The following is a 23,059-nucleotide window of genomic DNA, read 5'->3' on the forward strand; positions in this document are numbered from 1 at the left end:
GGCCGGTCGGCGCGGCCTCATTGCTCGGGCAAGAGGATCTCGCGCTTGCCCACATGGTTGGCGGCCGTCACCACGCCCTGCTCCTCCATCTGCTCGACAAGGCGCGCGGCCTTGTTGTAGCCGATGCCCAGCTTGCGCTGGATGTAGGAGGTCGAGCATTTGCGGTCCTTCGCCACGATGGCCACCGCCTGATCGTAAAGCGCATCCTCGGAGTCCGAGTTCCCGCCCAGGCCCAGAACCGCGTCGATATCGTCCGCCCGGTCGTCCTCGGGGCCTTCCACCACGCCGGACATGTATTTCGGCGGGCCAAAGCTCTTGAGGTGGTTGACGATCTCTTCCACTTCCTCGTCGCTGACGAAGGGGCCGTGGATGCGGGTGATCTTGGCCCCGCCCGCCATGTAGAGCATGTCGCCCATACCCAGCAGTTGCTCGGCCCCCTGCTCGCCCAGGATGGTGCGGCTGTCGATCTTCGAGGTGACCTGGAAGCTGATCCGGGTGGGGAAGTTCGCCTTGATCGTGCCGGTGATGACATCGACCGAGGGGCGCTGCGTCGCCATGATGAGGTGGATGCCCGAGGCCCGCGCCATCTGCGCAAGGCGCTGGATGCAGGCCTCGATCTCCTTGCCCGCGACCATCATCAGGTCGGCCATCTCGTCCACGACAACGACGATGAAGGGCAGCTTGACCGGCTGCAGGTCCTCGGTCTCGAACACCGGCTCGCCGGTGTCCTCGTCGAAGCCGGTCTGGATCGTCCGCTTGAACATCTCGCCCTTCTCGAGCGCCTCGGCCACGCGGCCGTTGTAGCCCTCGATGTTGCGGACGCCGAGCTTCGACATCTTGCGATAGCGTTCCTCCATCTCGCCCACGACCCATTTCAGGGCCACGACCGCCTTCTTGGGGTCGGTCACGACGGGAGAGAGCAGGTGCGGGATGCCGTCATAGACCGACAGTTCCAGCATCTTCGGGTCGATCATGATCAGCCGGCATTCCTCGGGCGTCAGCTTGTAGAGGAGGGAGAGGATCATGGTGTTGATCGCCACCGACTTGCCCGAGCCGGTGGTCCCGGCAATGAGCAGGTGGGGCATCTTGGCAAGGTTCGCGACCACAGGCCGCCCCGCGATGTCCTTGCCGAGCGCCAGCGGCAGCCGCATCGCACTGTCGCCGAAATCGCGCGCGGCGAGGATCTCGCGCAGGATTACCTTCTCACGGCTGGCGTTCGGCAGTTCGATCCCGATCACCGTGCGGCCCGGCACGGTCGAGACGCGGGCCGACAGCGCCGACATCGAGCGCGCGATGTCGTCAGCCAGACCGATCACGCGGCTGGCCTTCAGGCCGGGTGCCGGTTCCAGTTCATAGAGCGTGACGACCGGCCCGGCCTGCGCGTCCACGATCTCGCCCTTGACGCCATAATCCTCGAGCACGGACTCGAGCATCCGCGCATTCTCCTTCAGCGCATCGACCGAGAGCGTGTTGCGAACCACGGTCGAGGGGCAGGCCAGCAGCGACAGCGGCGGCAGTTCGTAGTCCGTCTCCACCTCCTCGAAGCGCGGCCTGGGCCGGGCCTCGGCCACCGGCGGGCGCGCTGGCTGCGGACGCGCGGGCGTCACCGGGGCCGGCGCGGGCGCCGGGTTCGCCGTCAGCGCGGCGCTTTCCGCCGCCCAGTCGATGCCGTCGTCAAAATCCTCGTGCGGCAGCCAGGCGGCCTCGTCCTCGGCGTAGGCCAGCGTCTCCTGATCGGCCTCCTCCTCGTAGCCGGCATAGGCGCCCACATCGTCCTCGTCGGAACAGGCAAGCTGCTCGCGTGCGGTGAGAAGCGGCTCCTGCACCTCGTCCATCTCGGGATAGGTTTCGGACAGGAGGCGCGGCGCGGCACCGGCGGCCGAGGCCTGAAGCGCGCTCACCGCGATGCGGGCGGTCGCCGAGGCCGGGATGCGCGAGGCGACCATGCCCGAGGCGAAACGGATCTTCTCACCCGCGCCGGCCACGAGCGGCGGCTCGGGAGGCAGTTCCATCGGCGCGCGGCGGGTTGCCACCATCGGCGCCGACCCGGCGCGGCGGCGCGCCACCGGCGGCTCACGCCGGGCGATCGCCGCGGCGATGGGCGAGAGGGGGCCCGTGGTCTGCCGCACGCGCGAGCGGATCACGTCGTTGATGCGGGCCTTGATCCGGTCCTCGGACGGGCCCTCGGCGTTGGCGGCGGCGTCCGAAAGCCTCGGCTCCACCAGCTCGGCCTCGGGATCGGTGACGCGCCGGATGATCTGGGGCACCCGGGCAAGCAGCCCCGTCCGCTCGCGCGGGGCGGCGGGGGCCGGCGCAGGCTCGACGTACCGCGGCTCGGCGCGCAGGCCTTCGGCACGCAGCGCCGCCGGCCGGGTCGTGTCCGCCCGCAGCGTGGCGGGGCGGCCCCAGGCGGCTTCCTCGATCACCGGCTCGGGGTCTTCCACCGGCTGCGAGACCCGCAGACGGCTCAGGAAGCCCATGCGCGGGGCGGGTTCCGGCTCGGGTTCGGGGTCGCTGAAGCGGACGCGCGGACGCGGCATCGCCTCGGCCCGGGCATCCGAACGCACGGCCGCGGCATCGACGGCGGCGCGCCCCTCGCGGTGGGCGCGGATCTTCTCCTGCAGCAGCTGCGCGGCCTGCGCCGAGCCGCGCCCGGCCAGTTGCAGCACCGCGTTGTAGGTCACGACCAGTCCCACCAGCAGGAACTGCGCCACCTGGCGCAACTCGCGCAGATCGAAGCCGCAGACGAAAAGCCCCATCGCCACCAGCCCGCCGCCCACCAGCAGCGAGAGCAGCTTCAGCGCGTAGGCGGCCGGCAGCGGCACGATCTCGATCAGCGCGCCCAGCACCGTATCGCCGAAGAGGCCGCCCAGACCGAAGGAATGGCTCCATTCCGGCCCCGGCACATGGGTGGCGGCGTAGATCGAGCCCAGCGCGACGGCGATGACGGCAAAGACGATGCGGCCCAGCGCCCGCTCTTCGCCCCGATGCAGCAGGAACCGCGCCCCCCAGGCGGCGGCAACGATCGGCAGCCCCCAGGAGCCCTTGCCCGCGATGATCATCAGCGTCGAGGCGACGGCCGCACCGATCCGGCCCAGCGCGTTCTGCGCGGGTTCGTCGGTGGCGACCATCCAGCCCGGATCCTCGGGCGAATAGGTGGCCAGCATCAGCATGAAGACGAAGGCGGTGATCAGCAGGCCGATGCCCAGCAACTCCCGCCCGCGGCGTTCCAGCATCGCCTGCATGTTCTGGTCCAGAAGCGGGTCGCGCTGCCGTGCGTGATAGGATGCCATGCTACCGTCCTCACCCGTAAAGGCAGTCGCGAAGCCGCATGAGCCCGCGCTGCATTTCGTCCTTGGGGGCCACCATGGCGACCCTGATATAGCCCTTGCCGGGATTCTCTCCGCCGACCTCGCGGGCGAGATAGGCACCGGGCAGAACCCGCACCCCCGTCTCGGTCCAGAGCTTCAGCGCCGCTTCCTCGCCGTCCGGGACGGGCAGCCAGAGGAAAAAGCCCCCCTCGGGCCCCATATAGCCCTGAAGGCCGGAAAAGACCGTATCGGCGATGCGGAACTTCTCCTGATAGAGCGCGCGGTTGGCCTCGACATGCGCCTCGTCGGCCCAGGCGCGCTCGGAGACGCGCTGCACGGGCAGGGGCAGCGGCGCGCCCGCAAAGGCCCGGAGTTGCCGGATGCGCTCGATCCCCCCTGCCCCGCCGGCGACAAAGCCCGAGCGCAGGCCCGGCAGGTTCGACCGCTTGGACAGCGAGTGGAAGACGAAGACCCGCTCGGGGTCCGCGCCCGTCGCGTCCGCCACCTCGAGCGCGCCCGCGGGCGGCGCCGTGCGCCAGATCTCGGAATAGCACTCATCGGCGAAGATGCGGAAATCATGCGCCTCGGCCAGATCCATCAGGCTGGCCCAATAGTCGCGCGAGGCGACCGAGCCCTGCGGGTTGGCCGGCGAGCAGAGATAGGCCAGAGCCGTCCGCTCGAGGATCTCGCGGGGCAGGCCCGCGTAATCCGGCAGGAAACCGTTCGAGGCGAGCGCGGGCACATAGACCGGCTCCGCCCCCAGGGCGAGCGCGGCCATCGCATAGACCTGGTAGAAGGGGTTGGGCATCAGCACCACCGGCCGCTTGCCCCGCTTCTGCTCGGGCACCAGCGCGAGCGCGGCGTTGAACAACCCCTCGCGGGTGCCGTTCAGCACCATGAGCCGCTCGGGCCCGACCTCGACCCGGTACCGCCGCTTCAGCCATCCGCCGATGGCGGCCAGCAGCTCGGGCGTGCCGTCGTTCGGCGGATAGACAGCGAAGCCCTGGAGTGTCTCGGCCAGCACGGGACCGACGAACTCCGGCATCGGATGTCTGGGCTCGCCAATCGTCATGGCGACGGGCTCGCCGCCCGGCGGGTGCGAGTCCAACAGCTTCCGCAGACGCGGAAATGCGTAATCTGGCAGGTTCGAAAACCGCTCGGGAAATGCCATCTACTGCCTCTTGATCGGGGTCGTATCGCCCCGTTTGTCGCAGGATAGCGGCAACTTGCGGGAGGGTCCAGAAAAAGGCCGGTGCGGCCCGGACCCGCCCGGCGCTGTGGCTTTTTCGCCCCTCAGCCCAACGCCCGTTCGGCCGCGGCGCCAAGGCGCAGCAGGCGCTCCTCGCAAAAGGGCTGCCCCATGAGCGAGATCCCGCACGAGGGCTGCCCCGTCGGCAGGGTCAGGACCGGCAGCCCCATGAGGTTTCCGATCCGCGTGTTGCGCAGCGCGAGCAGATTCTCGGTGACGTAGTAGGTCTCTTCCGTCATCAGCCGGCCCGCGTCCGGGGGCAGGATCGGCGAGGTCGGCACGAGAACCGCGTCATACCCGGCCGTCCTCGCGTTCCACGCCCCGCGCAGCCGGTCGAGCTTCTGCCAGCCGGCGACATAGTCGGCCGCCGAGACATGGGCCCCCGACCGGAACCGATCCAGGATGCGCGGAAACATGAGATGCGGGGCGGCCTCGATCACCTCGGCCCAGGTGCCGTAGGCCTCGCCGGTGAAGAGCAGGCCCGCGAGCGCCATCGCTTCGGCCACCTCGGGCACGCCCCCCCGCTCGATCCGCGCCCCCGCACGGGCCAGCCGCGCCACGGCCTCCTCGAAACCCTGCGCCGGCGCCTCACGGAGATCCTCGAGCGCGACCGTCTCGAGCACGAGGAACCGCGCCCCCGCCAGCGACGCGCCCCGCAGATCGGGCGCCCGCCCGCCTTCCAGCGCCGCCATCAGCAGCGCGCAATCCTCGACGCTGCGCGCGAGCGGCCCCACCGTGTCGAACCGCGCGGCGAGCGGCACGGCGCCCCCGAGCGGAACCCGGCCGGCGGTGGTCTTGAGCCCGGTCAGGTCGTTCCAGGCGGCGGGAATGCGCACCGACCCGCCGGTGTCCGAGCCGATGGCGGCGGGCGCGAGGCCGAAGGCCACCGAGGCCGCGGCCCCCGAGGAAGAGCCCCCCGGAACGGCCGCCGGATCGTTGATGCAGGGCGGCGTGGCGGTCACCGGGTTCAGGCCCAGACCCGAAAAGGCCAGTTCGGACATGTGGGTCTTTCCGAGGCAGACGAGCCCCTGCAGCGTCGCCGTCACCACCACCTCGGCATCCCGCTCGGGCAGCCGCCCCTTCAGCAGCAGCGATCCCGCTTCGGTTACAATCCCTGCCGTGTCGAACAGGTCCTTCCACGAGACAGGCACCCCGTCCAGCGGCCCGCGGCGCAGGCCGAGCTTGGCGCGCTCGGCCGCGGCCATGGCCTCGCCACGGGCGCGCTCGGGCGTCAGCCGCGCGTAGATCCGGGGGGCCTCGGGATGGTCGCTCGCGGCGTCTAGGAACGCCTCGGCCAGTTCGACCGGATGGATCTGCCCTCCGTCGATCCCCCGCCCCAGATCCGCCGCCGTCATCCACAGCCAGTCCATTGCGCTCTCCCTGCCCCGCGCGAGGACCCTAGCCGCCGCGCCATGGCTGGACAATCCCGCGCGCCCGGCCATATTGGCCCGCATGACCCAAGATGCCGACATCCTCATCGCCGGGGGCGGACTGAACGGCCCCGCTCTGGCTCTCGCGCTGGCGCGGAACGGATTTTCCGTGACGGTGGTGGATGGGCGGCCCGCCCCCCAGCGCGCCGAGCCCGGCTTCGACGGGCGCGCCTACGCGCTGGCGCTGGCCTCGCAGCGGCTGCTTGCGGCGCTCGGCCTCTGGGACGGACTTGCGGCCCGCGCCCAGCCGATCCTGCGGGTCGTGACCTCGGACGGCACCACCGCCACCGGCCCCTCGCCCTTCGTGCTGGCCTTCGACCATGCCGAGATCGAGGAGGGGCCGATGGGCCACCTGCTCGAGGACCGCTTTCTCTACGCGGCCTTCCTCGCCGCGATGGAGGCCGAGCCCTGCATCCGCCTGATCTCGGGCGCCACGGTCGAGGCGCAGGAGGCGGGTGCGAGCGGCGTCACCATCACCCTCTCGACCGGAGCGCACCTCTCGGGACGGCTGCTTGTGGGCTGCGACGGACGGCAGAGCGGCACGGCGCGGCGCGCCGGCATCCGCCGCAGCGGCTGGGGCTACGGCCAGACCGCCCTCGTCACCGCGATCGAGCACGAGCGCCCGCACGACGGCACCGCCTGCCAGTATTTCCTCCCCTCCGGTCCGCTGGCCATCCTCCCGCTGCCCGGCAACCGCTCCTCCATCGTCTGGAGCGAGAGCGACGCCGCCGCAGCCGAGATCCAGCGCCTGCCCGACGCCGACTATCTCACCGCCCTCCGGCCGCGGTTCGGCGACTTCCTGGGCGAAATCTCCCTCGCCGGCGAGCGGTTCACCTATCCGCTCTCGCTCTCGCTCGCCCACAGCTTCGTGGCGCCGCGCGTGGCGCTGGTGGGCGACGCCGCCCACGGCGTCCACCCGATCGCGGGCCAGGGGCTGAACCTTGGCCTGCGTGACGTGGGGGCGCTCGCCGAGGTGCTGACCCTCGCCGCCCGCCGCGGCGAGGATGTGGGCAGCGCCCTCGTCCTCGACCGCTACCAGCAATGGCGCCGCTTCGACGCCACCGCGCTCGCGCTGGGAATGGACATGGTCAACAGACTGTTCTCGAACGACAATCCGATCCTGAGGGCGGGGCGCGATCTCGGAATGGGGATCGTGAACGCCGTCCCCGGCCTGCGCCGCGGCTTCATCCGGCAGGCCGCCGGCCTCACCGGCGATCTCCCCCGGCTGCTCCAGGGCCGCCCGATCTGAGCCTTTCACTCTGCCCAAATATCCTCGGGGGTCCGGGGGCAGACAGCCCCCGGCGCTGGCCCAAGGCCCCGCGGGTCAGAGTTCGCGCGCTTCCGACACCAGCATGATCGGGATCCCGTCGCGGATCGGAAAGGCCAGTCGGGCCTGCCGCGACACCAGCTCCTGCCGCTCGGCGTCATAGCTCAGCCCCGACTGCGACACGGGGCAGACGAGCGCCTCAAGCATCCGGCGGTCGAACTGGGAGGACTCGGTCATTGCATCACCTCTTCACCATTGCCGCCCCTGAGGGCGAATTCGATCAGCGTCACCAGCGTCTCGCGCCGGGTTTCCAGCGACGGCGCCTCGAGCAGCGCCTGCTTGTCCTCGGGATCGAAGGGGCAGAGCATCGAGAGCGAGTTGATCAGAAGCTCTTCCTCGGCCTCGCGCAGGCTGCCCCAGTCGGTCGAAAGCTCCATCGCGGCGAAGTAGCGCCCGAGCAGTTCGAGAAAGGCATCCCGCCGGAAGCCGCAGTCGGACTCCGTCGGACCGAGATCGCGGGTGAAGTCGCTCCAGTCCACGGTGCAGCGGCGGTAGGGCGTGAACCCCTGCACCTCGGACAGGACGCGAAACCGCGAGATGCCCGAGAGGGTGATCATGTAGCGCCCGTCCTCGGTTTCGGAAAAGCCCGTCAGGCGGCCCGCGCAGCCGATGGCGTGAAGGCGCTTCTCGGCGCCTCCGGGCACGTCGCGCGGCTGCACCATGCCGATCAGCCGCTGCGGCGTCTTCAGCGTGTCCTCGAGCATCTGCAGATAGCGCGGCTCGAAGATGTGCAGCGGCAGGCGCGCCCGCGGCAGGAGCAGGGCTCCGGGCAGCGGGAACACCGGAATGACGTCGGGAAGATCGGCCTGCTTGATCATGGGCTCTGAACTAGAGCGCCCCATCGTTCAGGCAAATATCATCGAGGACAGCCGCCGGCGCCCCTTCAGCACGATCGGATCGGTCGGCTTCAGCGCGTCGAAGATGGTGAAAAGCTGGGTCCGCGCCGCGCCCTCGTTCCACTCGCGGTCGCGCCGGAACAGCTCCAGAAGCTGGTCCACGGCCTCCTCGACCTTGCCCGAGGCATGGAGCGCGAGCGCAAGGTCGAAGCGCGCCTGATGGTCGGCGGGATCGGCCTCGACGGCCCGGCTCAGCTCGGTCACCGGCCCCGCCTTGGCGGCCTGCCGGGCCAGCTCGATCTGCGCGCGCGCGCCCTCGATCTCCTTGGCACTGGCGATGGCGGCAGGGGCCGCCGCCGCATAGGCCTCCGCCTGATCCAGATCGCCGGCCGCCAGATGGCAGCGGATCAGGCCCGCATAGGCCGCGGCATTCTCGGGCTCTTCGCCCAGAATCGCGGCGAAGGTCTCCAGCGCGTCCACGATGGCGCCTTCGGCCAGCATCTCCTCGGCCGCGGCCAGCGCGTCGCCCAGACCGCCATCCCCCGCGAGGGCCGCGATCTTGTCCACGAACTTCTTCACCTCCGAGGGCGGCAGCGCCCCCTGGAAGCCATCGACCGGCTGGCCCTGGAAGAAGGCATAGACGGTCGGGATCGACTGGATGCGCAGCTGCCCCGCGATCATCTGGTTCTCGTCCACGTTGACCTTGACCATGCGGACCTTGCCCTTGGCGGCCGTCACCGCGGCCTCGAGCGCCGGCCCCAGGGTCTTGCAGGGCCCGCACCAGGGCGCCCAGAAATCGACGATCACCGGCACTTCGCGGCTGGCGTCGATCACATCCTGCATGAAGGTCGCCTCTGACGTGTCCTTCACGAGATCGCCCTTCGGAGCGGCGCCGTTCGCGGGCTTGTCACCGAATCCGAGCATGGGTTCATCCTCCGTCTGACGTGGTGCCCCTATATGCGCGCCGGCCCCGCAAAGGCCAAGAGGCAAACCATGCGCCGGCCCCGCAAAGACCGGCAGGCATGCGGGGATCCGCGCGCACGGCTAGGCTCTGCGCGCACGGCAGGGCCGGGCCGCCCCTCCGCGGGCCCGGATCAACCGGCCCGCGCCCTAGGGCCTGCGACAGCCCCGTCGCCGTCAAGCCGCTATACAGGGCCGCCCAAATCCTGTAGAGCCCCCGGACGGCCCGGAACCTCGGGACGGCGGGCGAGGAGGCCCGGCCGCGATGGGAGAAGGTTGGCCGTCAACCCGGGCGCCGCTGCGCGTCCCCCATTTGGCAGATACATGACCCATACCGATATTGCCGCGCCGCTGGCCGCGGCGCTTGCCGCCAAGGGCTACGAGTCCCTCACCCCGGTGCAGGAGGCGGTGCTCGCCGAAGGCGTGGCCGGACGCGACGCGCTCGTCTCGGCCCAGACCGGCTCGGGCAAGACCGTGGCCTTCGGCATCGCCGTGGCCGACCAGATCCTGCAGGGCGCCGACCGGCTCCTGTTCGCCGATACGCCGATCGCGCTTGCCATCGCCCCCACCCGCGAGCTGGCGCTGCAGGTCGCGCGCGAGCTTGGCTGGCTCTATGCCGAGGCCGGCGCCCAGATCGCCACCTGCGTCGGCGGCATGGACTACCGCACCGAGCGGCGCGCGCTGGAACGCGGCGCCCATATCGTCGTCGGCACCCCCGGCCGCCTGCGCGACCATATCGAGCGCGGCTCGCTGGATCTGACCGGCCTGCGCGCCGTGGTTCTGGACGAGGCCGACGAGATGCTCGACCTCGGCTTCCGCGAGGATCTGGAGTTCATCCTCGGCTCGGCCCCCGAAGAGCGGCGCACGCTGATGTTCTCGGCCACCGTGCCGAAGGAGATCGAGGCTCTCGCCAAGGAGTTCCAGCAGGATGCCGTCCGCATCCAGACCGCGGGCGAGCGCAAGCAGCATGCCGACATCGAATATCGCGTCCTGACCGTCAGCGCGCGCGACCGGGAACATGCGATCTTCAACGTGCTGCGCTTCTACGAGGCGCCCTCGGCCATCGTCTTCTGCAAGACGCGGATGGCGGTGAACCATCTGCTCGCGCGGATGGGCAACCGCGGCTTTCAGGTCGTGGCGCTCTCGGGCGAGCTGTCGCAGCAGGAGCGGACCCATGCGCTGCAGGCGCTGCGCGACGGGCGGGCGCGGGTCTGCATCGCCACCGACGTGGCCGCGCGCGGCATCGACCTTCCGGGGCTCGAGCTGGTGATCCACGCCGATCTGCCCACCAACTCCGAGACGCTGCTGCACCGCTCGGGCCGGACCGGCCGCGCGGGCGCCAAGGGCGTGTCGGTGCTGATCGCCGCGCCATCCGAGGTGCGCAAGGCGCAGCGGCTGCTGTCCGGGGCGAAGCTCGTGGCCGACTGGGGCAAGCCGCCCTCGGCCGACGAGGTGCAGGAACGCGACGACGCGCGGCTGCTCGAACATCCGGTGCTGGGGCAGGATCTGTCCGAGGAGATGCCGCTGGCCGAAAAGCTGCTCGAGCGGTTCGGCCCGGCGCAGATGGCCGCGGCCTTCGTGCGGCTCTGGCGCGAGGGGCGCTCGGCGCCCGAGGTGCTTCAGGACGTGGCCCCGCCCGAACCCGCGCAGCGCGCGCCGCGCGAGCGGGGCGAGTTCGGCGAGGCCGTCTGGTATTCGGTGGGCGTGGGCCACACCGGTCGCGCCGAGGCGCGCTGGCTGCTGCCCAAGATCTGCGAGGCGGGCGGCGTCACCAAGAACGAGATCGGCGCGATCCGCGTCCAGCAGGAGCAGACCTTCGTGCAGATCGCCCGGGCCGCCGCCAGCCGCTTCGGCGATGCGCTCGAGATCGAGGCGGGCGTGGGGATGGTCCGGCTCGAGGGGGAACCCTCGCTCGAGCGCCCGGAACGGGCGCCGCGCAAGACCTACGCCGAGCGCGCCCCCCGTGCGCGGGACGAGGCACCTCGGCGCGAGAAGGCGCCGTACCAGCCCAAGCCCTCGCGCTTTGTCGAGGACGAGCGGGACGAGGCTCCGCGCAGCGGCTGGACGCCCGACGACCGCCCCGCCCGCCCCCGGCGCGAAGAGGGCGCGCATTCCGCGAAGCGTGAAATGCCGGAAGGCACCGGCGCCCGCCGCGAAGGCCATGACGAGGGGCGCAAGCCGCGGCAGGCGCAGGGCGAGCGTCCGGCGCGTCCGGCCTACAAGGGCGCGGCCGCGCGGGCCGACGGCACCGGCCGCTCGGCCGGCTACAAGTCGCACGGCGGAACGGCGGGCCGGTCGGCCGGCTACAAGTCGCACGGTGCTGCCGGCGACGACGCTCCCCGCGGCAAGCCGCGCGGCGAGGGTGCACCGCGGTCGGCGGGCTTCAAATCCCATGACAAGCCGGCTCGGGACGAGACCGGCCCCCGCGACCGCGGCCCGGATGCGCGCCCGGCCCGCCCGTCCACCTTCAAGGGCGCGCGCGACGACCGGCCTGCTAAGCCGCGCACCGAAGGCGGCGCCAAGAAGGACTTCGGCAAGAAGGACTTCGCCAAGAAGGACGCTCCGCGCAAACCGCGCGCGGACGCTTCGGACACGAGCCGCCGTTTCACGCCTCCGAAAAAGCCGCGCGGCTGAGACGGGGGAAGGGTGTCGCCCCACCGGGCGGCACCCCGCGCTCCGCGCGAGGCGAGCCCCCTGTTCAGAAGGGGGCCGCCAGATGGATCCCCACCGAGAGGCGGGGCCCGCTCTCCTCGACGAGCGCAAGGGACTGGCATCCGTTGTCGAGAAGCGCCGCCTGCACGCGCACCGGAAGGCTCGGGATCTCGGCCACCGCGTGACCCGCCTCATCGACCAGCAGCACCACCGTCGAGGCGAAGGGCCGCCGGGGATCCCGGCTGAGGCGGAGGATGACTCCGGCCGCGGGCGGCGGCTGCGGGCCGATCGGAGAGGCCTCGCAGGTCATCACCCGCACGCTTCCCATCAGCCTGACGTCCGCCTGAACCTTGACCGCACTCGTCACGCTGTCCTGCAACGGATCTTCTGCCGCAATCATCAAGCTCTTCCCAATTCTCGCCGGTGGCGCAACGCGCGAAACCCGACATGGTTCACATCGGACGAACATTTTTTGTCGGAACGATGGCAACGCCCGGAGGTTGGTGCGGCTCATGCCGCGGGGCCCGGAGGTTGCTGCGGCTCATGCCGCGGGGCCCCAAGGTTGCCGCGGCTCATGCTGCGGGGGCGAGGTCCGCCCCGACCAGATCGGGAGAGACAGATCGACATGGCCGACTGCATCATCGTGGGCGCCGGCCCCGCTGGCCTGACCGCCGCCATCTTCCTGGCCCGCTTCCGGCGCAGCGTCATGCTGCTTGACGGCGGCGAGAGCCGGGCCTCGCTGATCCCGCGCTCGCACAACCATCCCGCCTTCCCCGACGGCATTCGCGGCGCCGAGCTTCTCTCGCGGATGCGGGCGCAGCTGGGGCACCTGGGCATCGCGCCGACGCCCCTCGCGGCCGAGTCGGGGCGCCGCCTGCCGGACGGGGGCTGGCGGATCGAGACACAGCAGGGGCCGCTGGAGGCACGCCACCTCATCCTTGCGACGGGGGTCCGGGACCGGCTGCCCGACCTGCCCGACGCGGTGCGCCATGTGCGCGAGGGGCTCATCCGGCAGTGCCCGGTCTGCGATGCGTTCGAGGTGATCGATCACTGCATCGCCGTGCTGGGGCACGAGGACTGCGCCGTCAGCGAGGCGCTCTTCCTGCGCAGCTACTCCCCGAGGATCACGCTCGTCTCGATAGGTCAGGATCTGCCGGAGGCGTCGCATCGACAGCTGGCCGAGGCCGGTGTGCGGGTGGACCCCCGCCCCGTGCGCCGGATCGAGGCCGACGCCGGGCGGCGGGTCACCATCCACTTCGCGGACGGCGAGCCCGGCCGGTTCGACACGCTCTATGCCGGCCTCGGGAACGATCCGCAGACCGCCCTGCCCCGGTCGCTGGGCATGGCCCTTCTGCCCGACGGCCGGATCGGCACCGATGCCCACCAGCGCACGGAACTGCCGGGCGTCTGGGCCGCGGGCGACGTGGTGACGGGGCTGAACCAGATCGCGGTGGCCATGGCGCAGGCCGAGATCGCGGCCACCGACATTCACAACCATCTGAGGGCGGCCGAAGGGCTCAGCCTGTCACGCCTGCCGAAGCAGCCCACCTGAAAGAAGCTGGGAACCGCGGCCGCGGCCGGCCGTTCCCCGGAACCGGCAAGATCTTGCTCATCCCGGGGTGCCGTGACGGCATCCGATCTTCCGGCGATGGGCAAACATGCAGAAGGATCGATTCAACCAGAAGGACCAACACGGAGGACTTCCCGCCATGACACGCTTGCCGCTCCGCACCGGGGCCTGTCTTCTCGCGATGATCGTTGCAGGCGCCGGCGCAGCCGCTGCGCAGGTGACCCTTGTCCGGGGCAACGACACCGATCCCGCGACCCTCGACCATCACCTGACCTCGACCGTGGCCGAAAGCCGGATCCTGAACGATCTCTACGAGGGGCTCGTGGTGCAGGATGCGCGGGGCGAGGTGGCGCCGGGGGTGGCCGAGAGCTGGGAGATCTCGGAGGATGGTCTCACCTACAGCTTCAAGCTGCGCGACGACGCCAGATGGTCGAACGGCGATCCGGTCGTGGCCGGAGACTTCGTCTTCGCGCTGCGCCGGATCGTGACGCCCGCGACGGCGGCGGTCTATGCCAACATCCTCTACCCGATCCTGAACGCCGAAGCCGTCGCCTCGGGCCAGATGACCCCGGAAGAGCTGGGTGTCGAGGCGGTGGACGATCATACGCTGCAAATCACCCTGAACGCGCCCACCCCCTACTTCCTCGAACTGCTGACGCACCAGTCCTCGCTGCCGCTGCATCCGGCGACGGTCGAGGCGGAAGGCGCGAACTTCACGCGGCCGGGCGTGATGGTCACGAACGGGGCCTACAAGCTGGTCAGCTTCGTGCCGAACGACCGCATCGTCATGGAAAAGAACGAACATTTCCACGGCGCGCAGGACATCGCCGTCGATCGCGTGGAATGGGTGCCCTTCGAGGATCGCTCGGCCTGCCTGCGGCGCTTCGAGGCGCAGGAGGTGCAGATCTGCACCGACGTGCCCGCCGAACAGATGAGCTACATGCGCCAGAACCTCGGCGAGCAGCTGCGCATCGCGCCCTATCTCGGCACCTACTACCTGCCCGTGAAAGGCGCCGACGGCAGCCCGCTCAAGGACAAGCGGGTGCGTCAGGCGATCTCGCTCGTGCTCGACCGCGACTTCATCGCCGAGCAGGTCTGGCAGGAGACGATGCTGCCCGGCTATTCGATCGTCCCGCCGGGCATCTCGAACTATGTCGAGACACCCCCCTCGCTCGATTATGCCGAAGAGGATCTCCTCGACCGCGAGGATCAGGCCAAGGCGCTCCTCGAGGAAGCGGGCGTGGCCGAGGGCAGCCTGACGGTGCAGCTTTCCTACAACTCGTCCGAGAACCATCGCAACACGATGACCGCCATCGCCGACATGCTGAAGAACATCGGCATCAACGCGACGCTGAACGAGATGGAGGGGACGAACTACTTCAACTACCTCAAGGAAGGCGGCGCCTTCGACATCGTGCGCGCGGGCTGGATCGGCGACTATTCCGACCCGCAGAACTTCCTCTTCCTGTTCGAAGGCGGCGTGCCCTTCAACTATTCGCGCTGGGAGAATGCCGATTACGACGCGCTGATGGACAAGGCCGCCCAGACCCAGGATCTCGACGAGCGGGCGCAGATCATGGCCGAAGCCGAGACGATCCTGCTCGACGAGGTGCCGGCGATCCCGCTGCTCACCTATTCCTCGCGCGCGCTCGTGTCAGACCGGGTGCAGGGCTACGAGGACAACCTGCCCGACATCCACCAGACCCGCTGGCTCTCGCTGTCCCAGTAATCGTTCCGGGGCGCGGCGGCCCTCCTCCGCGCCCCCCTTGCGAGGGCTTTTCCGATGCTTCGCTACACGCTGCGACGGCTGGCTTCGACCGTGCCGACCGTCTTCATCATCGTCACGCTCACCTTCTTCATGATCCGGCTGGCGCCGGGCGGCCCCTTCGACCTCGAGCGGCCGCTCGATCCCCTCATCATGGAGAACCTCAAGCGGGCCTATAACCTCGACGGGTCGCTCTGGTCGCAATATCTGACCTACATGGGCAACCTGCTGAGGGGCGATCTCGGACCGTCCTTCACGAAGCGCGATTTCAGCGTCAACGACCTCTTCGCCTCGGGTCTGCCGGTGTCGGTGCTGCTGGGCGGGCTGGCGATCTCGCTTGCGGTGCTGATCGGCACCGTCCTCGGGGCCATCGCCGCGCTGAGGCAGAACTCCTGGCTCGACTACACGATCGTGGGGCTTGCCACCTTCGGGATCACGACGCCGAACTTCGTGGTGGCGCCGCTGCTCAGCCTGTTCTTCGGGGTGATCCTGCGCTGGCTGCCCGCGGGCGGCTGGTCCGCGTCGGACCCCGCCTACTGGGTGCTGCCCGTGGTGACGCTGGCGCTGCCGCAGGTGGCGGTGATCGCGCGCCTCGTGCGCGGGGCGACCATCGAGGCGCTGCGCTCGAACCATGTCCGCACCGCCCGCGCCTACGGCCTGCCCGCCCGGACCGTGGTGGTCAAGCACGCCCTGCGCGCCGCCATGCTGCCGGCGGTCAGCTACCTCGGACCGACGGCGGCGGGGCTTCTGACCGGATCGGTCGTGGTCGAGACGATCTTCGGCCTGCCCGGCATCGGGCGCTACTTCGTGCAGGGCGCGCTGGGGCGGGATTACACGCTGGTCATGGGGACGGTGGTGGTGATCGCGCTCTTCATCCTGCTCTTCAACCTGATCGTGGACCTGCTCTACACCCTTCTCGACCCGCGGGTGCGCTATGACTGAGATGCCCATCCCCACGCCGGGCATGCCCTCGCCCGCGCCCGAAGCCCTCGTCGGCCGCTCGCTCTGGCAGGACGCCTGGATCCGCCTGCGGAAGAACCGCGCCGCGGTCGCCTCGGCCTTGGTGCTGATCTTTCTCGGCCTCGTCGGGATCTTCGGCCCGATGCTCTCGCCGCACGACTACACGCGGGTCTATCCCCAGTTCGTGCGTGCGCCCGCCAGCCTCGAGCCTTACCCGCGCGCCGATGTGGTGATCCCGAATTTCGAGCGCACCATGGCCCGCGCCCGGGTTGAGGGGACGCCGGTGCTCGAGAACGGCACCGTTTCGGTCGAGATCGCCGACGACGAGTCGATCGACGAACGCATCCTGCGCTATTTCCAGCGGTCAGACCTCTTCAGCAACCCGCGCCTCGACCTCGCCCCCGACGGGCGGAGCGGCACGCTCTCGGCGGAGGTCGAGCAGATCTACTTCCTGTTCGGCACCGATGCCGTGGGCCGGGATCTCATGTCGCGCATCTTCATCGGGGTGCGGATCTCGCTGGCGATCGGCCTTCTGGCCTCGGCCATGGCGCTCCTTCTCGGCGTCACCTACGGGGCGATCTCGGGCTATCTCGGCGGGCGGGTGGACAATGTGATGATGCGGGTGGTGGACATCCTCTATTCGCTGCCCTTCATCTTCTTTGTGATCCTGCTCGTGGTGTTCTTCGGCCGGAACATCGTCATCATCTTCATTGCCATCGGCGCGACCGAGTGGCTGGACATGGCGCGGATCGTGAGGGGCCAGACGCTCAGCCTGAAACGGCAGGAGTTCGTTCAGGCGGCCGAGGCGCTGGGGGCCACGCGCGCGGGCATCCTGATGCGGCACATAGTGCCGAACACGCTGGGGCCGGTGATCGTCTTCGTCACGCTGCTGGTGCCCAAGGCGATCCTGCTGGAGAGCCTGCTCTCGTTCCTCGGCCTCGGCGTGCAGGAGCCGCTGACCTCTCTGGGCCTTCTGATCTCGGAAGGGGCCGCCAACATGCGCGGCGCGCCGTGGCTTCTGATCTGGCCCGCCCTCACGCTGACCGCGATCCTGTTCGCGCTGAACTTCCTCGGCGACGGATTGCGCGACAGCCTCGACCCGAAGGACCGCTGAGATGGAGCCTGTTCTCAATGTGAGGGGACTGCGCGTCACCTTCGACACCAACGACGGCGAGGTGGAGGCGGTGCGCGGCATCGACCTTTCCGTGATGCCGGGCGAGACCGTGGCCATCGTCGGCGAAAGCGGCTCGGGGAAAAGCCAGACCACGATGGCGCTGATGGGGCTTCTGGCGCAGAACGGCCGGGCCACCGGATCCGCCCGCTACCGCGGCCGCGAACTGATCGGCCTGCGCGAGCGCGAGCTGAACAAGGTCCGCGGCGACAAGATCACCATGATCTTCCAGGAGCCGATGACCTCGCTCGACCCGCTCTACCGGATCGGCGACCAGCTGGCCGAGCCCTTGCGCTTCCACCGCGGTCTTTCCAAACGCGCCGCGCGTCCGCGGATCGTGGACCTCTTGCGCCTCGTCGGCATCCCCGAGCCCGAGCGGCGCATCGACAGCTATCCGCACGAACTGTCGGGCGGCCAGCGGCAGCGGGTGATGATCGCGATGGCCTTGGCCTGCGATCCCGACATCCTGATCGCGGACGAGCCCACGACCGCGCTCGACGTGACGATCCAGGCGCAGATCCTGACGCTTCTGGCCGATCTGCAGAAGCGGCTCGGCATGGCGATCCTCTTCATCACCCACGATCTCGGGATCGTGCAGCGGTTCGCCGACCGGGTCTATGTGATGCGCGCCGGCGAGGTCGTGGAAACCGGCGAGACCGGCGCCCTCTTCGCGGCGCCCGCCCATCCCTACACGCGGATGCTGCTCGATGCGGAACCCGAGGGCACCAAGCCCCCCCCGCCCGAGACCGCGCCCGTGCTGATGGAGGGGCGGAACATCGAGGTGACCTTCTCGAGCGGCGGCGGCCTTTTCCGCAAGGCCGAGGAGCTGCGCGCCGTGGACCGGGTGTCGGTGCGGTTGCGGCAGGGACAGACCATCGGCGTGGTGGGCGAGTCGGGCTCTGGCAAGTCCACGCTCGGCCGGGCGCTCCTGCGGCTTCTGCCCTCGGCGGGCCTCGTGACCTTCGAGGGGCGCGAACTGGCCCGCGACCCGGCCGAGATGCGGCCCCTTCGGCAGCGGATGCAGCTGGTGTTTCAGGACCCGTTCGGCAGCCTCTCGCCGCGGATGACGGTGGGGCGGATCATCACCGAGGGGCTGAAGATCCACGAGCCCGGCCTCTCCTCGCGTGAGCGGGACCGCCGCGCGGGCGAGGCGCTGGCCGAGGTGGGCCTCAGCCCCGACATGCGCAACCGCTATCCGCACGAATTCTCGGGCGGCCAGCGGCAGCGCATTGCCATCGCCCGCTCGATGATCCTGAAGCCGAAGGTCATCGTTCTGGACGAACCGACCTCGGCGCTCGACCGTTCGGTGCAGAAGCAGATCGTGGAGCTGCTGCGCGAGTTGCAGGCGCGGCACGGGCTGTCCTACCTCTTCATCAGCCACGATCTTGCGGTGGTGCGGGCGCTGTCCGACTACATCGTGGTGATGAAGGAGGGGCGCATCGTGGAGGAAGGGCCGACCGCCGACATCTTCGACCGTCCGCAGGAAAGCTACACCCGCACGCTGATGGCCGCCGCGCTCGAGACGCGGCGCTTCCGCGAGGACGCGGAACGGACGGGCGCCTGAGCGGTTTCACCGCGAAGGAGGATGCCATGACCGACAAGGACAAGCCCGCCCACAGCGATCGCCGCCGCGAGGGCAACAGCGTGGACCAGCGCCACCAGCAGATCGACCCCACCGGGCGGGACCGCGAGGATCCGGGCGAGGCGGGGCCGCATCGGTCGCAGAAACAGCCCGGACAGGCGCCGGAGGATCCGCAATCGGGCCGCTGATGCCTGCATGAACAGACCCCGGCCGCGCCTGCGGCCGGGGTCTGGAAAGAGCGCGGGTGGCGCGCCTCAGAACTCGAGCGCGCGATCCCCGGCGGCGTCCTTGATCCGCGTGGGCAGGCCCATCCGGTTCAGAAGCGCGAGGAACGGTTTCGGGTCCAGCTCCTCGACATTGACCATCTTCTTCACGTCCCACGTCCCCTCGGCCACGAGCATGGCCGCGGCGACGGGCGGCACGCCCGCCGTGTAGGAGATGCCCTGCGACCCGACCTCGGCATAGGCTTCGGCATGATCGGCCACGTTGTAGATGAAGACCTCGGCGGGCTGGCCGTCCTTCGTCCCCTTCACGATGTCGCCGATGCAGGTCTTGCCGGTGTAGTCGGGCGCCAGCGAGGAGGGATCGGGCAGGACCGCCTTCACCACCTTGAGCGGGATCACCTCGAGCCCTTCGGCCGTCGTCACCGGCTGCTCGGACAGAAGCCCGAGGTTCTTCAGCACCGTGAAGACGTTGATGTAGTGATCCGAAAAGCCCATCCAGAAGCGCACGTCCGCCTGCGGATAGTTGGCCGACAGCGAATGCACCTCATCGTGGCCGGTCATGTAGGCCTTCTGCCGGCCCACCACGGGCAGGTCGAACTCCTGCCCGACCTCGAACATCCGGTTCGCCTGCCACGCCCCGTCCTGCCACGAATAGACCGTGCCCGTGAACTCGCGGAAGTTGATCTCGGGATCGAAGTTGGTCGAGAACCAGCGCCCGTGGCTGCCCGCGTTGATGTCCACGATGTCGATCGAGGTGACCTCGTCGAGGTACTCGTCCGCCGCAAGCCGCGCATAGGCGTTCACCACGCCCGGATCGAAGCCCACGCCGAGGATCGCGGTGACGCCCGCCTCAGCGCAACGCTCGCGCCGTTTCCACTCGTAGTTGCCATACCACGGCGGCGTCTCGCAGATCTTGGCCGGATCCTCGTGGATCGCCGTATCCATGTAGGCGGCCCCCGTCTCGAGGCAGGCTTCGAGCACCGGCATGTTGACGAAGGCCGAGCCCACGTTGATCACGATCCCGGCGCCCGTCTCGCGGATCAGGGCGGCCACGGCGGCGGTATCCATCGCATCGACGGCATGGGCGTCGAACCGGCCCGCCCCCTTCATCGCGCCCTTCTCGTGCACCGAAGCGATGATCGCCTCGCATTTCGAGAGTGTGCGCGAGGCGATGTGCAGGTCACCCAGCACGTCGTTGTTCTGCGCGCACTTGTGCGCCACCACCTGTGCGACGCCGCCGGCACCGATGATCAACACGTTTTTCTTCACTTCGAACCGTCTCCTTCAAGGACAGAGGGAAGCGCCTCAGCCGAGGCTCGAGGCATAGTCGCCATAGCCGAACTCGCGCGCCACGCGCAGCGATCCGTCGGGCTCGCGGATCACGATCGAGGGCATCTTCACCCCGTTGAACCAGTTCTTCTTCACCATCGTGTAGCCCGCGGCGTCGGCGATGGAGAGGCGGTCGCCAACCTTGAGGGGCTCGGCAAAGCGGAACTCGCCGAAGATGTCTCCGGCCAGGCAGGACTTGCCACAGACCATGTAGCTATGTTCGCCGGCGTCGGGTTCAACCTTTGCCGCCTGCCGGTAGATCAGCAGGTCGAGCATGTGCGCCTCGACCGAGCTGTCCACGATGGCCAGCTGCTTGCCGTTGTCGAGCAGGTCGAGCACCGTCACCTCGAGCGTGGCCGAGCGGGTGATCGCCGCCTCGCCGGGCTCGAGATAGACCTGTACCCCGTGCGCCGCGGCAAAGGCCTTCAGCCGCGCGGCCAGCCGGTCCACCGGATAGCCCTCGCCGGTGAAATGGATGCCGCCACCGAGGCTCACCCAGTCGAGCCGGTCGAGGATCGCGCCGAAGCGGCCCTCGATCTCGGCCAGCTGCCGGTCAAAGAGGTCGAAATCGGCATTCTCGCAGTTGTAATGGATCATCACGCCCGAGATGTCGGGCAGAACCGCCTCGATCTTCTCGGCGCTCCATTCGCCCAGCCGCGAGAAGGGCCGCGCCGGGTCGGCCAGATCGAAGCCCGAGGTCGAGAGGCCGGGGTTCAGCCGCAGGCCGCGCGCGATCCCTCCGGTGCGATCCCGGAACCGCTGAAGCTGGCCCACCGAGTTGAAGATGATCTTGTCGGCGTAGCCCACCGCCTCGTCGATCTCGTGATCGGGCCAGGCCACCGAATAGGCGTGGGTCTCCTTGCCGAACTTCTCGCGCCCGAGCCGCAGCTCGTAGAGCGACGAGGAGGTCGTCCCGTCCATGTGATCGCGCATGTAGTCGAAGGCGGGCCATGTGGCGAAGCATTTGAGCGCGAGCAGCGCCTTGGCCCCCGATCCCACGCGGAGCCGGTCGATGACCGCCATGTTCCGCTTGAGGCTGGCGGAATCGATCAGGTAGAAAGGTGTCTGGATCATGAGACCCCCGCGCGAGAAGGAAGAACGGGGGCGTATAGGGCCACCCCCCCCCCTGATGCAAGGGTTTTGCAGCATCGGGATGACAGCCGGGCCGCGGTGGCTGCTCTTGGCGCGCGATGACCGGGGCGCGCGATGACCGCGGCCGGATCAACAAGGCGTGAGCACGGCCGCCCGAAGCGGGCCCTTGTGCGTTGGCACTTGAACCAGCACGGAGAACCGCGATGACCCTTCCCCGCCTCGGACTGGCGCTCGCCGCCGCCGCGCTCGCCGGCACTGCCGCCCTTGCCCATCACGGCTGGAACTGGGCCGAAGAGCAGCAGTCGCAGGTAACGGGCGAACTGCAGTCGGTCTCGATGAACCCGCCGCATCCCGAGATCGAGATCCTGGCCCCCGACGGCGCCCTCTGGCAGATCGAGCTGGGCAACCCGAACCAGACCCAGCGCGCGGGCTTCACCGCCGAGACCGCGGAACCGGGGGTTGCGGTGCATGTCCTCGGGCATCGCGCCAAGGACGGCACGAACCTGATGAAGGCCGTCCGCATCACGATCAACGGCACGCCCTACGACTTTTACCCTGAGCTGATCGAGCCGCAGGGCTGATGCTTCAGCTTGTGGCGGGCTGGCCGGGGGCGGATCTGATCCGCGGCTCCGGCACGGCCTACCTGCTGGTCAACGCGGCCCACATCCTCGGGATTGCCCTGCTTGTCGGGGCAATCCTGCCGCTCGACCTGATGATCGTTGCCGGACGGCGCGCAGGAGAGGTGGCGCCCTTTCTCGTGCGCAGCGCGGGCGTGGGGCTTGCGCTTGCGCTGGCCACCGGCCTCTGGCTGTTCAGCGTCGATCCGCAGGACTATCTCGGCAACCGCGCCTTCCTGATCAAGCTCGCGCTGATCGCGGCGGCGGTCCTGAACCTCGCCCTCCTGCATCTGGGCCGCGGCTGGAGAGCCTACGCGGTCGGCGGCGCAGCCAAGCCCGCCATACGCGCCGCGGCGCTTGCCTCGGCTGCGTTGTGGCTCTCGGCGCTCGTGGCGGGGCGGTGGATCGGCTTTCTCTAGGGCGCCGCTCGCGCTCAGTGCGTCCAGGCGCCCCGGCGGTCGGTGGCGAAGTTCTCGCCATAGCCACGCGGGCGGATGTTCGGGCGGCGCGGCTTGGGTTCCGTCACCTCGACCTCGATCCGATGCGCCTTGGCGTAGTCCAGGGCAGCCTCGCGGCTGTCGAAATGCAGCACCACCTGATTCTGCGTGTCCGCGGACGAGGTCCAGCCCATCAGCGGGTCGATGTCGCGGGCCTCGCGGCTCTCGAATACCAGAACCCAGCCCTTGGCCTTTCCGGTCCCGGACTGCATGGCGTTTCGGGCAGGCTGATAGATACGCGCGCGCATGAGGCCTCCGTGCAAGATGCCCCGTTATTGGCGGCTTTCCCGCCGCAGATCAAGACCTCCAGACCGCGTTGCAAGCGGCTGTCGATCGATCACGGAGGGGTGGGTGGGGTGTGTGGTGCAACCGACCGACAGCGTTCTGCTGCTTGCCCCCTCCTTCTAGCCGCCAATGGTTAAACGCGGGTAAAGAAGCACCCTCAGATCCCTTGTTTGCGAACAAAAACGGATCAAATCTAAGCGGC

20 protein-coding genes are annotated in these 23,059 nt (G+C 69.5%); 10 read left to right on the top strand and 10 right to left on the bottom strand.

Features of this window, described 5'->3' with window-relative positions; translation table 11 throughout:
- Positions 1-17: 17 nt before the first annotated feature.
- The 3 genes from FG154_RS10870 to FG154_RS10880 form a co-directional block, all read right to left on the bottom strand.
- A complete protein-coding gene (locus FG154_RS10870) occupies positions 18-3,293 on the bottom strand; it encodes a DNA translocase FtsK (protein ID WP_145107546.1) in 3,276 nt (1,091 codons plus the stop codon).
- 10 nt (positions 3,294-3,303) lie between these two features.
- Positions 3,304-4,482, bottom strand: coding sequence for an aminotransferase class I/II-fold pyridoxal phosphate-dependent enzyme (locus FG154_RS10875; protein WP_145107549.1), 1,179 nt, complete (start codon positions 4,480-4,482; stop codon positions 3,304-3,306).
- Positions 4,483-4,604: 122 nt separating this feature from the next.
- On the bottom strand, positions 4,605-5,930 hold the full coding sequence (locus FG154_RS10880; RefSeq protein WP_145107551.1) for an amidase: 1,326 nt from the start codon (positions 5,928-5,930) through the stop codon (positions 4,605-4,607).
- Positions 5,931-6,012: 82 nt separating this feature from the next.
- Here FG154_RS10880 and FG154_RS10885 point away from each other — a divergent pair, with 82 nt between their 5' ends.
- Positions 6,013-7,239: an FAD-dependent monooxygenase gene (locus tag FG154_RS10885; protein ID WP_145107553.1), complete on the top strand. Its 1,227-nt coding sequence runs from the start codon at positions 6,013-6,015 to the stop codon at positions 7,237-7,239.
- 75 nt (positions 7,240-7,314) lie between these two features.
- Here the strand turns inward: FG154_RS10885 and FG154_RS10890 are convergent, their stop codons facing one another.
- Genes FG154_RS10890 through trxA form a run of 3 tightly spaced genes read right to left on the bottom strand, consistent with a single transcriptional unit; the run spans position 7,315 to position 9,077 of the window.
- On the bottom strand, positions 7,315-7,494 hold the full coding sequence (locus tag FG154_RS10890; RefSeq protein ID WP_145107555.1) for a Trm112 family protein: 180 nt from the start codon (positions 7,492-7,494) through the stop codon (positions 7,315-7,317).
- Positions 7,491-8,135 carry an LON peptidase substrate-binding domain-containing protein gene (locus FG154_RS10895; RefSeq protein ID WP_044248408.1) on the bottom strand — a complete coding sequence of 215 codons (645 nt, stop codon included), beginning with the start codon at positions 8,133-8,135 and terminating at the stop codon, positions 7,491-7,493. The genes FG154_RS10890 and FG154_RS10895 overlap by 4 nt, the downstream gene beginning before the upstream one ends.
- A gap of 27 nt (positions 8,136-8,162) precedes the next feature.
- Positions 8,163-9,077, bottom strand: a complete 915-nt coding sequence (gene trxA, locus FG154_RS10900; protein WP_145107558.1) for a thioredoxin — start codon at positions 9,075-9,077, stop codon at positions 8,163-8,165.
- 360 nt (positions 9,078-9,437) lie between these two features.
- Here trxA and FG154_RS10905 point away from each other — a divergent pair, with 360 nt between their 5' ends.
- Positions 9,438-11,747, top strand: coding sequence for a DEAD/DEAH box helicase (locus tag FG154_RS10905; protein ID WP_145107560.1), 2,310 nt, complete (start codon positions 9,438-9,440; stop codon positions 11,745-11,747).
- Between the two features lie 64 nt (positions 11,748-11,811).
- Here the strand turns inward: FG154_RS10905 and FG154_RS10910 are convergent, their stop codons facing one another.
- Entirely contained in the window at positions 11,812-12,165 is a 354-nt protein-coding gene (locus FG154_RS10910) for a hypothetical protein (RefSeq protein ID WP_145107562.1), read from the bottom strand.
- 225 nt (positions 12,166-12,390) lie between these two features.
- Here FG154_RS10910 and FG154_RS10915 point away from each other — a divergent pair, with 225 nt between their 5' ends.
- From FG154_RS10915 to FG154_RS10940, 6 genes are all read left to right on the top strand, one after another.
- The gene (locus FG154_RS10915) at positions 12,391-13,317 is read left to right on the top strand and encodes an NAD(P)/FAD-dependent oxidoreductase (RefSeq protein ID WP_145107564.1); all 927 of its coding nucleotides are present in this window, start codon (positions 12,391-12,393) and stop codon (positions 13,315-13,317) included.
- 157 nt (positions 13,318-13,474) lie between these two features.
- The gene (locus tag FG154_RS10920) at positions 13,475-15,064 is read left to right on the top strand and encodes a peptide ABC transporter substrate-binding protein (RefSeq protein ID WP_145107567.1); all 1,590 of its coding nucleotides are present in this window, start codon (positions 13,475-13,477) and stop codon (positions 15,062-15,064) included.
- Between the two features lie 54 nt (positions 15,065-15,118).
- Positions 15,119-16,042, top strand: a complete 924-nt coding sequence (locus FG154_RS10925) for an ABC transporter permease subunit (RefSeq protein ID WP_145107570.1) — start codon at positions 15,119-15,121, stop codon at positions 16,040-16,042.
- Positions 16,035-17,174 (top strand): ABC transporter permease, encoded by a 1,140-nt coding sequence (locus FG154_RS10930; protein WP_145107572.1) that lies wholly within the window; start codon positions 16,035-16,037, stop codon positions 17,172-17,174. Before FG154_RS10925 ends, FG154_RS10930 begins: the two co-directional genes overlap by 8 nt.
- A 1-nt stretch (position 17,175) precedes the next feature.
- Entirely contained in the window at positions 17,176-18,795 is a 1,620-nt protein-coding gene (locus tag FG154_RS10935) for an ABC transporter ATP-binding protein (RefSeq protein ID WP_145107574.1), read from the top strand.
- A gap of 26 nt (positions 18,796-18,821) precedes the next feature.
- The gene (locus FG154_RS10940; RefSeq protein WP_145107577.1) at positions 18,822-19,001 is read left to right on the top strand and encodes a hypothetical protein; all 180 of its coding nucleotides are present in this window, start codon (positions 18,822-18,824) and stop codon (positions 18,999-19,001) included.
- Positions 19,002-19,067: 66 nt separating this feature from the next.
- On the opposite strand, the gene FG154_RS10945 is transcribed toward FG154_RS10940, so the two are convergent.
- Entirely contained in the window at positions 19,068-20,306 is a 1,239-nt protein-coding gene (locus FG154_RS10945) for a saccharopine dehydrogenase family protein (RefSeq protein ID WP_145107579.1), read from the bottom strand.
- 36 nt (positions 20,307-20,342) lie between these two features.
- Positions 20,343-21,440, bottom strand: a complete 1,098-nt coding sequence (locus FG154_RS10950) for a carboxynorspermidine decarboxylase (RefSeq protein WP_145107581.1) — start codon at positions 21,438-21,440, stop codon at positions 20,343-20,345.
- A gap of 221 nt (positions 21,441-21,661) precedes the next feature.
- On the opposite strand from FG154_RS10950, the gene FG154_RS10955 reads away from it, so the two are divergent.
- A complete protein-coding gene (locus tag FG154_RS10955) occupies positions 21,662-22,039 on the top strand; it encodes a DUF6152 family protein (protein WP_145107584.1) in 378 nt (125 codons plus the stop codon).
- The gene (locus tag FG154_RS10960; RefSeq protein WP_145107586.1) at positions 22,039-22,494 is read left to right on the top strand and encodes a DUF2214 domain-containing protein; all 456 of its coding nucleotides are present in this window, start codon (positions 22,039-22,041) and stop codon (positions 22,492-22,494) included. Before FG154_RS10955 ends, FG154_RS10960 begins: the two co-directional genes overlap by 1 nt.
- A 14-nt stretch (positions 22,495-22,508) precedes the next feature.
- Here the strand turns inward: FG154_RS10960 and FG154_RS10965 are convergent, their stop codons facing one another.
- A complete protein-coding gene (locus FG154_RS10965; protein ID WP_145107588.1) occupies positions 22,509-22,820 on the bottom strand; it encodes an ETC complex I subunit in 312 nt (103 codons plus the stop codon).
- Positions 22,821-23,059: the final 239 nt, after the last annotated feature.

This window comes from Cereibacter sediminicola (assembly GCF_007668225.1).
GTDB classification, from domain to species: Bacteria; Pseudomonadota; Alphaproteobacteria; order Rhodobacterales; family Rhodobacteraceae; genus Cereibacter_A; species Cereibacter_A azotoformans.